Below are 13,712 nucleotides of genomic sequence, written 5' to 3' on the forward strand. Positions count from 1 at the left end.
ATCAATTTTATTGTAGGTTTGTTTACCATACAATAAAAAATTCAAACTTATATAATTTTCAAAGAGCGAGCAATTCTATGAAAAATCAAGCTATTTTTTCATATCAACTTAACAGATTCAAAAAGATATATGTTTAATAATATCATATATCTTTTTAAAAACAAATAAGAAACTCCTAAAAGAAGTTTCTTATAAATCTTATTTTAATTCAGCAGAAATTATATTTAAAAGCTCAATACAAGTTTCTTTTGTTTTGTTATTTAAATCTAATTCTGGATTATACTCAACAAAATCTATAGATTTAACCAAGCTTGTACCTAAAATTGATTTAAGAAGTTTTTTACTTTCTTCAAAAGTTAAGCCATTTTCTACTGGAGTACCAGTGCCGGGAACATATTCAGGATCTAAACAGTCTATATCATAAGAAAGATGAATATTTTTTATATTATTTTCTTTAATCATAGATAGTAAATCAGCGATAATTTGATCTAAATTACCATTTTGTATATCATCTATATTCCAAACATTTATTTTAAGTTTTTCTATCAATTCAACTTCACCTTGATCTAAGTCTCTACATGCTATAATAAATACATTTTCCGGTTTAACTTTAAAATCATCAAAAAAAATTGAAGTTAATTTTTCATAACCAATCCCCATAGATGCAGCTAATGGCATTCCGTGAATATTGCCAGAAGGAGAAGTTGTTTCTGTATTAATATCTCCATGAGCATCTATCCATATTACGCCTAAATCATTACCGTAATATTTACTTGAACCTGCAATTGAGCCTAAAGCTAATGAATGATCACCGCCAATAATAAAAGGTAAAGTGTTGTTTGTTAATGCTTCATATACTTTAGAGGCAAGTCTATTATTTGCATCAACTACTTGTTTTAAATATTTTAATTTATCATTTTCTAAGAACTTGTCCTTTGACTCTATATAATCCACATCAATGTTACCTAAATCAGTAACATAATGATTCTTTCCTAATATTTTATCAAGGTTGTTTTCTCTTAAAATGTCAGGTCCCTTTTCTACACCGGCTCTATCGCAACCATAAAAAAGAGGCATTCCAATAATACTTATATCCATAAAAAACCTCCAATAAACAACTTATTTTTTAAAACAATAAATATATATTAATACTTAAAGTTTTAGAAGTAAACAATAATTTAAAAAATATAGTAATTTATCCGTAATAATATATTCCTTATACTAATATTCTGCCCATTAAAATATTAAGAAAACGATAGAAAATTAAGAAATTTAGGATTTTTTTTCCGATTAAAAATGGCTAAATAATATTTTTTAAATCGATAAATGTAAAATTTATAAAGAATTCATATTATTATTAAGTTTTTTTGTGAAAAATGTGATAATATATACTAAGAATATAATAAATACTTTAATTTGTTCACAAAATAATTATGAAGAAAAGTAAAAAGTAAAAAGTTTCAAAATTATAATTAATACGTAAATTTATAGTTATTAATTATGGAGGTTTAATAATGAGTGAAGATAATACAGTTAAAAGAAGGCAGAATAAAGATAAGAGAAAAAAGTGGTCAAATAGGAAGAAAATAATTGTATCTACTATATCTGTTTTAATAGCAATTATTATGCTTTTATTAGGCGGATATCTTTATGTCAGAGGTAAAATATATAGTAATGATAATTCTAATTCTATAAAAGATAGTGAGTATCAAGAAGTACCTGGAATAACCAATGTATTGCTTATTGGTACAGATGCAAGGACTTTAGATGAACAGTCAAGATCAGATTCTATAATAATTGCGACTTTAGATAATAATACTAAAAAAATTAAATTAACATCATTATTTAGAGATACCTTAGTAAATATTCCTGGGTATGGAGAGCAAAAGTTAAATGCAGCTTATGCTTTAGGTGGTCCAAGTTTACTTTTAGAGACTATAAATGATACATACGATATACATATAGATAAATATGTAGTAATTAATTTCTGGGGATTTGAAGCTATAATAGATCAAATTGGTGGAATAGAAGTTGATGTAAAAGATTATCAACTTGAAGAACTTAATAAGTACATTGGAGAATCTACTGGCGGAAATGATTGTCCAGTAACGCAAACAGGATTGCAAGTTTTAAATGGAAAACAAGCATTATCTTATGCAAGAATAAGATACAATACAGGTGATGAGTTTGAAAGAACTGCTAGACAACAAGAAGTTTTAATGAAGGTAGCAGAGAAGCTTAGGGAAACAAAACCAAGTAAATATCTTGGAATAATGAATAAAATGTTAGATTATATAAAAACTAACATTGATCCACTGCAAGCTTTAAATATGGCTTATACAATATATAAATTCCCTTCTTTAGTTACAGAACAATTACAAATACCAACGCCAGAACTTGCTGAGGGAAGATTGTATAAGGATTTAGGATGGGTATTCTTAATGGATGGAGAGCAAAATGCTCAAATTCTTCATGATTTCATATATAATGATAAAATTCCTAATCCTGATGAATTTGATTACTATTCTTTATATCAAAAGTTAGCTCAATATGCTGCAGATGAAGATATATATAATAGTCAAAATGGAATAAATCCAGAAGATTATGAAAATATTGATCAAGATTTACCAAAACAAGAGGAAATAACAAAACCGCCAGTTGAAGAAAAGCCTATAGAACAACCAGGTGGAAGCACAGAGCAACCAAGTGAAGGTACGGAGCAACCGGGTGGAAGTACAGAACAACCAGGTGGAGGCACAGAGCAACCAAGTGAAGGTACAGAACAACCAGGTGGAAGTACAGAGCAACCAGGTGGAAGTACAGAGCAACCAGGTGAAGGCACAGAGAAACCAGATGAAGGTATAGAGAAACCAGGTGAAGGCACAGAACAACCTGTAGATGGAACTGATAAACCTGTAAATGCAACAGATCCAGTTTAACCAGAAGATATATCACAAGAACAACCACAGACATAAGAAGATTAAGTATATTGTAATAGTAAATGGAGATAGGTATTTATCTCCATTTTTTATTAAAAATTTATTAATAATATAAAAAAATAATTAATATATGATATAATAACTTTAAAACAATAAGAACACGAGGTGAAAAGATGGGTTCATTTAGAGGGATATTACTAAATATTATACTTAGTATTCCAGCAGTTATGATTGCATTTACTGCACAAGGATATGGAAAAGCTTTTGTTGCTGATAGATTGGGCGATAAAACTCCTAGATTTCAAGGTAGACTAACGCTAAACCCAGTAGCACATTTAGATCCTATAGGATTCTTAATGATACTTTTAGTTGGATTTGGTTGGACAAAACCGGTAGAGACAAATCCAAGTGCTTTTAAAAGAGGTTATAAAGATTCAATTAAGGTTGCAATAGCACCACCTTTAGCGAATTTGATAGTAGGTTTTTTAGGGGCAATAATATATGTTTTATTTAATAAGTTGTTTATGTGGCTTCCTGGCAGTATATTTGTTGTAATAGCAGGAATGTTAGGAGCTATAGTTACAGTAAATGTTGGGCTAGCTATATTTACGCTACTTCCACTTCCTGGCTTAGCTGGATTTGATATATTTAGAGCAATATCACCAAAGAATTTTTATAAGTATGCGGATAAAATATATCAATATCAGTTAATAATATTAATGGTAGTTATAGTGCTTGGTAGAGGAATACTATCAATGGTTTCTTCATATATAATTAACTTCTTTTTATATATTGTAAGCTTTATATTTAGCTTTATATAATAAAAAAGTAAGTAGTTTAAATGCCCTTATGTTTTAATAAGGGCATTTAATTTTTACTTACTTTTTACGTATTATTAAATCTCTATCGTATACTTCTCTAAAGAAATCTCTAGCTCTTAATGCTTGATGAATTTCTACATCTAAATTAAGTGGTGAAGATAGGAGAATAATAACTTCTTCATCATTAAGTGTTACTTCAACATCTTTAACAGAAGAAACTAGGCTTCTATCTAATCCTTCTGCAATCTTTAATAAAGCTCCAATTTCATATATAGCTTTTAAATCAAGCTTATTGATTATAGATGAGAATTGAGGAACTGGTATTTGATAATTATTAAATCTATGTGATGCGGCAATAGCAGCGCTCATTAATAACTCTTTATGATTTAGAACATTTATATAAGAGTTAAGAATTATATAAAAAGAATGCTTATGATGCTGTAAATAATTAATACTTATACCACAATCATGAAGTAGTGAACTAGTTTTTAATATATTTAAATAATTATCATCTAAGTGATGTAATGGCTTTAAAGCGTTAAATAAATCTAAAGTTATTTTATAAACTTGATTAGCGTGATCGATATTGCAGTTTAATGAATGTAGTATACCATATAAACTATAGTCTAATATATCATGAATTACATCATAATTATTATCTAGGAATTCATAAAGTATACCTTCTCTTAATGAATGATTAGATATCTTTATATATCTTGAGCTCACTAAATCAGAAATATTATGGAATATTGCTAAAGAAGTAAATATTGTATCAGCCATATCTTGCTCAAGACCCTCTATCTTACGACGTTGTCTTAAATCTTTAGATTTTACCATGTTATAAAGTTCATGTATTTCATTATCTAATAATTCATAGTTATTAAAATTATCAAAAGGATAACGTCTACGTTTTTTATCTATTTTAGCTATATTACGACCTACATCTCCTATAAGAATTATCGACTCAAAAGAATTATTTAACCAATCAACATCTTTTAAGTGATTACTTATGAAAGAATTACATTCATCTATAGAATCAGATAAAATTCTATCGTTTAATCCATAATTATATGTTAAATTAATATTACCAAAAGGTAGTACTGACCATTCTTCGATATTACCATCTTTAACCCAGGTTAAATTTGTTGAAGTACCAGTTATTTCAACAACAAGAGAGTTTTCTACATTTAGGCTTTTTACTATTCCTAAATAGTTATAATATATTTCTTCTTTTGGAGTTAATATTCTTAAGTCTAAATCGAAGTTATCCTTAAGTGATTTAACTATGATTTCGTTGTCACAAATTTGGTTGAATGAATTTGTTGCTATAGCAATTATATTCGAAGTGCCACTAGCTAGACATAAAGACTCGTAAGTTTTTAATGTGGAAATTATATAATGCAATTTTTCATTACATACCTTACAAGTATTATTTAAATTGTAGCAAATCTTCATTGGGGTTTTTAATTCATCTACAACTCTGAAATACCCGATTTCTTCAATTTCTGCAAGTACAAGTCTAAGTGAACTTGAACTTATATGAATAATTCCAATTTTAACCATAACGCACCTTTTCTTATCTCATTAAATTTATATATTACATTATCTTATTGTACATTTAATTTTATATAAGTTCAAATAAAAATTTATGATTTATTGACAAAAAATCTTTTTATTAGTTATAATAAAATGAAAAAAGAAATTCTATGAAGAGGAAAAGTACTTTAGTTAAGTCTTAAAGCGAGTGAACGATGGTGTAAGGTTCATAAGATATATTAAAGGAAATAGAGCCTTGGAGAAGTTTACCGAATTAAGTAGGATAAACCGTAGTAGCTGCGTTAAAGCGTCGAGGTGGCATTGAATAAAAATGCAATTAGAGTGGTACCGCGGAATATCCGTCTCTTTATTTATGGAGATGGTTTTTTTTATTTTAAGGGAATAATAGAAAGTATAACAATTTTTTTGAAGAACTTAGAGTACTTTGAAAATTTAAAATATTATTGTGATAATAAATGTTGGAGGTAGTTTTATGGATTATAAAAAGAAAGTTGCAGAACTTATAAAAACAGAAGTAGATATGGATATAGAAAGCATAGAAAAGTTAATAGAAATTCCACCAAAGCCAGAGATGGGAGATTTTGCTTTCCCATGTTTCCAATTAGCTAAGGCTTTTAGAAAAGCGCCTAATATGATAGCAGAAGAGTTAAAGGAAAAATTAGATAAGGAAGGTTTTGAAAAAATAGAAAGCTTAGGACCTTACTTAAACTTTTTTGTTGATAAAGGGACGTTTACTAAGAATACAATAGAAAAAATACTTGCTGAAGGTGATTCTTATGGAAGCTCAAATATAGGTGAAGGAAAGACAGTATGTGTTGAATATTCATCTCCTAATATAGCTAAGCCGTTCCATGTAGGACATTTATTTACAACAGCTATAGGGAATTCTTTATATAAACTATTTAAAAAAGAAGGCTATACAGTTGAAGGTATAAATCACTTAGGAGATTGGGGAACTCAATTTGGTAAGCTTATATCTGCTTATAAAAGATGGGGTAATGAAGAGGCTCTAGAAAAAGATGCAATAGCAGAACTTTTAAGAATCTATGTTAAATTCCATGATGAAGCTGAGAAAGATCCATCTTTAGAAGATGAAGGAAGAGCATATTTTAAAGCTTTAGAAGATGGAGACAAAGAAGCAGAAGCTTTATGGGAAAGATTTAGAAATTTAAGCTTAAAAGAATTCCAAAGAGTATATGATATATTTAATGTTAAGTTTGATTCGTATGCAGGTGAAGCTTTTTATAACGATAAGATGGATGTAGTTGTAAATGAGCTAAGAGATAAAGGTTTACTAGTTGAAAGTAATGGAGCTCAAGTTGTAATGCTTGATGAATACAATATGCCTCCATGTATAGTTTTAAAGGCTGATGGGGCATCTATATATGCTACAAGAGACTTAGCAGCTGCTATGTATAGAAAGAATAAGTACAACTTTTATAAGTGTATATATGTAGTGGGAACTCCACAAGCATTACATTTTAAACAAGTATTTAAGGTATTAGAGCTTGCAGGGCACGAATGGGCTAAGGATTGTGTGCATGTTGGATTTGGATTAGTTAAGTTTGCTGATAGAAAATTATCAACTAGAAAAGGTGAAGTTATACTTCTTGATGACTTAATAAGAGAATCAATAGATAAGACTTTAGAAGTAATAAATGAAAAGAATCCAAACCTTGAAAATAAAGAGGAAGTAGCTAAAAAGATAGGGGTAGGAGCAGTAGTATTTACTTATCTTAAGAACTCAAGAGAGAAGGATATAGTTTTTGATTGGAAAGAAATGCTTTCATTTGAAGGGGAAACAGGTCCGTATGTTCAATATTCTTATGCAAGAGCAAATAGTATATTAACTAGAGCTGGTGAAGTAAATGAAGCTCCAGACTTTACAAAGTTAAATTCTAAAGAAGAATTTGAATTAGTTAAAGCATTAGAAAGTTTTGGTAAAAACATTCATTTAGCTATTGAAAAATTAGAACCATCAGTTGTTACTAGATATGTTATTGAAGTGGCTAAGACATTTAATAAATTCTACAATAATCATTCAGTGTTAAATTTAGAAGATAAGAGTTTAATGGCAGCTAGATTAGCGCTAGTAAAATCTACATGTCAAGTAATTAAAAATGGATTAGAATTAATAGGTATAGAAGTAGTAGAAAAAATGTAGGATTTGAAAGTAGGAGCTATGCTAAATAGCTTCTACTTTTGTTAATTTATGATATTAACAAAAAGATAACAGAAAGTTTATTATCGGAAGAATAAATTCTGTTATAATCAAAGAGTAAAATGAAAGGAGGCACAAAGAACGTGTTTTTGAAGAACAATAAGTATAAAGATGCAGTGGTAGCTGCATTATGGATAGTAGTTTTTAGTATTTTAGCATTTAAATTGTTCGGGTACCTAGATGACATAACAAGCACTCTAGGAAAAATAATTTCGTTATCAATGTCATTTATATATGGAATAGTAATAGCATATGTATTAAATCCTATAGTAAAGATAATTGAATCAAAAACGAAAATGAGAAGAAGTCTTGCAATAGCTGTAACTTATATATTGTTTATTACGATAATCGCAATTATATCAATATATGGAATACCGAGTTTAATTGATAGTATTAGAGATATGATTAATAAGGTGCCAGGTTATATAGATTCAGCTCAGAGATTCTTAAATGATATAGTTAGCAACGATAATATTAATGGATTAATTAATTCTACTGGTACATTAGGTACAATACAGTCATATATAGAAAAAATAGGATATGTTTTAATGAATTTATTAGAAGGTTCATTTAATACTTTATTTAATTTATCCTCACAACTTGTTAAAGTAGTTCTAGGATTCTTAGTATCTATTTATGTTTTATCAGATAAAGATAAACTTATAAATGACTGGAAGAGAGTCTTAGTACTAGTGTTAAAAGAGAAGAGGGCAAAACAAGTTATTGAATTTGGTAGAATATATAACAATATGATAGGTACATATATAGGAATAAAAGCTATAGATTCAACTATAATAGGGATAATGGCATTTATATTGTTAACTATAGTAAAATCAGAGTATGCTTTATTGCTTTCTATAATTGTTGGTATAACTAATATGATACCTTATTTTGGGCCTTTTATAGGAGAGATAGTAGGGTTTTTGATAAATATATTTGTTTCTCCAACTAAAGGTTTAGTAGTGTTCTTAACGTTATTTGCATTACAGATGTTTGATGGTTGGTATTTAGATCCTAAACTTATAGGAAGTAAAGTTGGGGTTAGACCATTCTGGATTATATATGCAGTAGTGATTGGTGGAGGATTCTTTGGACCTATTGGAATGTTACTTGCATCTCCAACAGCAGCTACAATGAAGTTTTACTATTCAAAGCTATTAGAAAAGAATAAAGAAGTAATAAAGAATATTGAAAAAGTATAAAAAAAGGAGTGTATGGACTCCTTTTTTTATACATAATAGTAATTAGTTATATCAAAATTTATATGAATTTTATTTATCATCGTTTTTATATTTAGAGCAATGAGAAGAACAACTTCCACAATTACAATTGCCTTTAGATGATTTTTTTATGTTTTTATATATTATAAATGATGCTATTAAAACTATCACTATTGTTATAAAAATCTCCATAATATACATCTCCTTTATATGATTAAAGAACCTATATTAAATACTAAGAAAGATACTATCCAAGCTAAAACAAGTTGATATCCAACAGAGAAAAGTGTAATTTTTAAACCGAATTCTTTTTTCATAGTACCTAAAACAGTTATACAAGGTGTATATAGTAAAACAAAAACTAAAAATGATAGTGCAGATAATGCTGTAAAGTGTAGTGGTAATAAGACAGAAAGGTCTCCGCCGAATATAACACTCATAGATGAAACAACAGTTTCTTTGGCAATTAATCCTGTTAATAGCGAAACAGAAGCTTGCCAGTTACCAAAACCTAACGGTTTAAATATAGGTGCTAAGAAACCACCTATAGATGATAATATACTGTTATTAACATCTGTCATGCCTGAAAAATTAAAGTTCGATAAGAACCATAAAACTACGCTCATGGCAAAGATTAATGTACCAGCTTTTATGATAAAACTTTTACTTTTTTCATAAAGTTGATTTAAAATACTTTTAAATGATGGTAATTTATATTCAGGCAATTCAATTAAGAATGGCTCTTCATCTTTTTTGAATAAAGTATTTTTAAATAATATCCCCATTAGAAAAGCTAATAGGACTCCCAAGAAATAAAGGGAAGCTACAATAATACCAATATTATTTGGGAAAAATACTGCAGCAAATACGCTGTAAACAGGTAATCTAGCATTACAACTCATCAATGGAACAAGAAGAGCAGTAAGTTTTCTATCCTTTTCGCTCTCTAGAGTTCTAGCAGTCATAATTGCTGGAACTGAGCATCCAAAACCAACTATCATTGGTATAAACGCTTTACCTGACAATCCCATCTTTCTCATTATTTTATCCATAAGGAAAGCAACTCTTGCCATATATCCACTATCTTCTAAAATTGTTATGCAAGTAAATAGTGATAAAATTATTGGTAATAAAACTAATATTCCACCAACACCGGAAATTATCCCATCAACAATTAGAGAACTAAACCAAGGACTAGAATTTGATAATAAAGTTGATACATAGGGAATAATAGTATCATTTAAAAATCCATCGAGTAAATCAGAAAGAGGTTGTCCTATCCAACTGAATGTTACTTGGAAAATTAAAGCCATGGTAATAAAGAAAATTGGATATGCTAACCATGGATTTAATAAAATATTATCAAGTTTATCTTTTAAAGTTTTTTTCTCCGAAATATGTATTTTGTTACATTTATCTAAAAGTGATGAAATAAAGTTATAAGCATCCTTTTCTGAAGAAAATTTATAATTATTATCATCTGTTATCTTTAAGAAATTATCAGATTTTATAGTTTCTTTAATTTCATTTATTCCTAATCCTTTGGCAGCTTGTATAGGAATAACTGTTACCTGTAATAATTCTGAAAGTTTATTATAATCTATTTGAATTCCTTTTTTCTCTGCTACATCAATCATATTTACAGCTAAAATGATTGGCTTTTTAAAAGCTTTTAATTGAGTGGTTAAATAAAGATTTCTATCTATATTTGAAGCATCAATGATATTTAAAATAACATCAACATCACCAGTTTCTAAAAATTCTTTTGAAACTTTTTCTTCATTAGAATAGGTATCCATAGCATATATACCAGGCAAGTCCACAATTTTCACATCATCAAATGTTCCTTCTTTTCTGTCAACAGTAACACCAGCCCAGTTTCCAACTCTTTGGTTTGAACCAGTTAAGGCATTAAAAAGAGTTGTTTTACCGACATTTGGATTACCTAATAGGGCAATAGTCTTCATTATGTCATCTCCTTTATTTAGTCAAGCATATGTTTTTTGCATCTTTCTTTCTAATTGCAAGATCAAAGCCTCTTAAGTTTAAGATTATAGGATCTCCTAAAGGAGCAATTCTTTTTAGTTCAATTTCTGTTCCCTCAATACAACCTAAAGCGAAAAGTCTTTTAGCTAATTTGGAATCTCCATTTATTTTATCTATAATACCTTTTTCTCCAAGTTTTAAATCACAAATGCACATAAATTCCACCTCAAATTGAAAATCATTATCATATTTATGATATCAAAACTTTAATAAGGGGTCAATATATTAAAATCTCGCATTAGTTTAAAATGCTGTATTAATAGTAATAATTATATATTCACTTGTAAAATAAGATGATATAATGAAAAAGAAAGTTTGGTATATTTGAATTGAGGGGGAAGAAACAATAAACAAGAAAGAGTGATATTTTTGATAATTAGAGAAAATATAATAGAGTTAGAGGAACAAGAGTTAGATTATATTCTAGAAAGAGATGATGTTAAATTTAAGCCTGAAGAATTAATATTTTTCGATTTAGAACATTACGTGTATAAAAAACCTAAATGTGTAGGTGTTTTTGGTGCATGTGTATTTGATGAAAAAGATAAAAAACTTCATGTTACTCAATATATGATAGAAGGAAAAAATGATGTGGTAGATATATTGATATTAGCAAAGAAGTATTTTATAAAAATGAAAGAAGAGGGAAAAAAAGCAATAGTAACATTTTCAGGCAATAATGACTTTACAGTAATTAATTATTTATTTAATAAGTATGGTATATATTATGACTTCACAAAAGAATATGAATCTGTGGATATTCAAAAAGAGTATGAGATGGATAAAAAGACATCTATAGGATTAAAAAACCTAGAAAAAGTATTTGGTATACATAGAGAAAGTGAATTAATCAGTGGTTCAAATTTAGCTAAAACTTTCCATAAGGTATTGAAGGATAAAGAATATATTGAAAGAATGCCAAGTGAAAAAATAGAAAATATATTATTGTATAATGAACAAGATGTTGTAAGTTTATATTCTATGTTTATTTCATGGAGAAAATATATTAATCCGATAGAAGAAATGAACGAAGAGGCATAATGTTTATTATCAATATATTGATTTAAGGATAACATCCTTAAATGATAGATGCTCCTAATTATTTAGGAGCATCTATCATTTATAGGAGAATTTTTTATAGATATTATTACCATCAGAAATTAATACTATAGTATTATCTATATCCGTTCGATAAATTTTATTAGAGCGTGAATTTAATAGGTTTAATGTTTTAGAAGTTGGATGGTTATAATTATTATCTTTTCCTACTGAAATAACAGTTATATAAGGAGATACTGCATTAAAAAATGCTGTAGAAGTAGAAGAAGATGAACCGTGATGTGCAATTTTTAATACATCAGATCTAATAGAAGTATTTGAATTTAAAATATCCTCTTCATTAGTTTTTTCAGCATCACCAGTAAATAAAAAAGAAGTATTACCATATTCAATTTTAAATACAGCAGAGTAAAGATTAAGATTATCACCATAATCTTTCAAGAGTGGGGAGTATATAATTATTTTTACATTTTCCCCTAAATCAATTGATGTTGTATTTATATCAAATACGTTTATTTTTTTATTTTTAGATATAAGTGATTCAACCATTTTTTCAAAGGATTTTGAAGTATGTGTTATCTTAGGGGCATAAAATTCACCGATATCATATCTTTTTATAACTGAATACATATTTCCTATATGATCTTCGTGAGGGTGACTAGCCAAAATATAATCAAGTTTTTTTATATTTATGGAATTAAGATAATTGAAAAAAATAGAACTACTTTCCTTAGGACCAGAATCTATAAGAAGATTTTTATCATTAACTTGCACTAGAATTGCATCACCTTGACCAACATCGATAAAATGCACGGTCATAATTGAATTAGAATTTGCTGAAGTATTAGAGCAACTATATAATAGGAGAATAAAAATAAGAAATAAAAGTTTGTAAAATTTCATAATAACCTCCAGGGTATTACTAATGCTTAACAATATTACGAAAAAATATACAAACTTATTAACATATTTCTTGAAGTAAAATCTTTTAAATAGTATAATTAAAACAATTAAATAAAAAAGGTGTGAGAAAGTTAATGATAATAAAAGGGATTTTATACGGGGTGTACATGTTAAATGTAAGAGTGAAAGCTATAAAACATTCGTGGATAAAAAAGTATAAGGGGCAAGAAGAAGCAGATAAATATGCTCAAAAAACTGCGTATCTTTGGGCAAAATACACAATAAAAACTATTGGGATAGATTTAGAGGTAAAAGGATTAGAGAATATTCCTGATGAAGCATGTGTTTTTATTGGAAATCATACAAGTATATTAGACATACCTATTATGTTTTATACAATAGATAGATTAGTTGGTTTTGTAGCTAAAAAAGAAATGTTAAAAGCTCCAGTTATTGGAATGTGGCTTGAAAAGGCACATTGTATTCCATTAGATAGAGAAAATCCAAGAGAAGCAATTAAAACAATTAATTATGGAGTAGAATTATTAAAAAAAGGATATTCGTTGGCTATATTCCCAGAAGGAACTAGAAGTAAGGATGGAAATATAGGAGAATTTAAAAAAGGAAGTTTAAAGCTTGCTACAAAGGCAAAGGCACCAATTGTACCAATTGCAATAGATCGTGCTTACACTAGTTTTGAAAAAGATAAAAAATTTAAACCTTCAAAAATTAAAGTTACTTTTGGAAATGCAATTAGTACTGCTGAATTAACTAAAGAAGAAGAAAAGACTTTAAATGAAGATGTTAGAAACATTATTAAATCATATTTAAGTTAGAAGATACTTTAATAATTAAATAACTTAAGTGAAAATTGTTATATTCAGTAAGAATTTCTTATTTATTTTGCATATTAGAGTATTTTTTGAATAAATAATATAAGATAAAG

Annotated in this window: 12 protein-coding genes and 1 other annotated feature; of the genes, 6 read left to right on the forward strand and 6 right to left on the reverse strand. The window is 27.9% G+C overall.

Annotated elements, in window-relative coordinates:
* Positions 1 to 198: 198 nt before the first annotated feature.
* Entirely contained in the window at positions 199 to 1,098 is a 900-nt protein-coding gene (gene rocF, locus H8S10_RS10825; protein WP_186838880.1) for an arginase, read from the reverse strand.
* A gap of 416 nt (positions 1,099 to 1,514) precedes the next feature.
* Here rocF and H8S10_RS10830 point away from each other — a divergent pair, with 416 nt between their 5' ends.
* Together H8S10_RS10830 and H8S10_RS10835 are read left to right on the forward strand one after the other, a co-directional pair.
* A complete protein-coding gene (locus tag H8S10_RS10830) occupies positions 1,515 to 2,939 on the forward strand; it encodes an LCP family protein (RefSeq protein WP_186838881.1) in 1,425 nt (474 codons plus the stop codon).
* A gap of 173 nt (positions 2,940 to 3,112) precedes the next feature.
* Positions 3,113 to 3,760: a site-2 protease family protein gene (locus H8S10_RS10835; protein WP_186838882.1), complete on the forward strand. Its 648-nt coding sequence runs from the start codon at positions 3,113 to 3,115 to the stop codon at positions 3,758 to 3,760.
* A 57-nt stretch (positions 3,761 to 3,817) separates the two neighbouring features.
* On the opposite strand, the gene H8S10_RS10840 is transcribed toward H8S10_RS10835, so the two are convergent.
* Positions 3,818 to 5,323 carry a Ppx/GppA phosphatase family protein gene (locus H8S10_RS10840; protein WP_186838883.1) on the reverse strand — a complete coding sequence of 502 codons (1,506 nt, stop codon included), beginning with the start codon at positions 5,321 to 5,323 and terminating at the stop codon, positions 3,818 to 3,820.
* 134 nt (positions 5,324 to 5,457) lie between these two features.
* Positions 5,458 to 5,666: a binding site (T-box leader), on the forward strand.
* Positions 5,667 to 5,789: 123 nt separating this feature from the next.
* On the opposite strand from H8S10_RS10840, the gene argS reads away from it, so the two are divergent.
* Both argS and H8S10_RS10850 read left to right on the forward strand, forming a co-directional pair.
* Positions 5,790 to 7,481, forward strand: coding sequence for an arginine--tRNA ligase (argS, locus tag H8S10_RS10845; protein ID WP_186838884.1), 1,692 nt, complete (start codon positions 5,790 to 5,792; stop codon positions 7,479 to 7,481).
* 140 nt (positions 7,482 to 7,621) lie between these two features.
* Positions 7,622 to 8,740: an AI-2E family transporter gene (locus H8S10_RS10850; RefSeq protein ID WP_186838885.1), complete on the forward strand. Its 1,119-nt coding sequence runs from the start codon at positions 7,622 to 7,624 to the stop codon at positions 8,738 to 8,740.
* A gap of 69 nt (positions 8,741 to 8,809) precedes the next feature.
* On the opposite strand, the gene H8S10_RS10855 is transcribed toward H8S10_RS10850, so the two are convergent.
* From H8S10_RS10855 to H8S10_RS10865, 3 genes are read right to left on the reverse strand one after another with little or no spacing between them, the layout of a single operon-like run.
* Positions 8,810 to 8,950, reverse strand: a complete 141-nt coding sequence (locus tag H8S10_RS10855; protein ID WP_084759041.1) for a FeoB-associated Cys-rich membrane protein — start codon at positions 8,948 to 8,950, stop codon at positions 8,810 to 8,812.
* Between the two features lie 14 nt (positions 8,951 to 8,964).
* Positions 8,965 to 10,725 (reverse strand): ferrous iron transport protein B, encoded by a 1,761-nt coding sequence (gene feoB, locus H8S10_RS10860; RefSeq protein ID WP_186838886.1) that lies wholly within the window; start codon positions 10,723 to 10,725, stop codon positions 8,965 to 8,967.
* Positions 10,726 to 10,738: 13 nt separating this feature from the next.
* Positions 10,739 to 10,960, reverse strand: a complete 222-nt coding sequence (locus H8S10_RS10865; RefSeq protein ID WP_186838887.1) for a ferrous iron transport protein A — start codon at positions 10,958 to 10,960, stop codon at positions 10,739 to 10,741.
* A gap of 213 nt (positions 10,961 to 11,173) precedes the next feature.
* Here H8S10_RS10865 and H8S10_RS10870 point away from each other — a divergent pair, with 213 nt between their 5' ends.
* A complete protein-coding gene (locus H8S10_RS10870; RefSeq protein WP_055267545.1) occupies positions 11,174 to 11,845 on the forward strand; it encodes a ribonuclease H-like domain-containing protein in 672 nt (223 codons plus the stop codon).
* 75 nt (positions 11,846 to 11,920) lie between these two features.
* Here H8S10_RS10870 and H8S10_RS10875 read toward each other — a convergent pair whose 3' ends face one another.
* The gene (locus H8S10_RS10875) at positions 11,921 to 12,766 is read right to left on the reverse strand and encodes a ComEC/Rec2 family competence protein (protein ID WP_186838888.1); all 846 of its coding nucleotides are present in this window, start codon (positions 12,764 to 12,766) and stop codon (positions 11,921 to 11,923) included.
* Positions 12,767 to 12,933: 167 nt separating this feature from the next.
* On the opposite strand from H8S10_RS10875, the gene H8S10_RS10880 reads away from it, so the two are divergent.
* Positions 12,934 to 13,602, forward strand: a complete 669-nt coding sequence (locus tag H8S10_RS10880) for a lysophospholipid acyltransferase family protein (RefSeq protein ID WP_243175863.1) — start codon at positions 12,934 to 12,936, stop codon at positions 13,600 to 13,602.
* Positions 13,603 to 13,712: the final 110 nt, after the last annotated feature.

Source organism: Clostridium sp. NSJ-49, from assembly GCF_014287725.1.
GTDB lineage: Bacteria > Bacillota > Clostridia > Clostridiales > Clostridiaceae > Clostridium > Clostridium disporicum_B.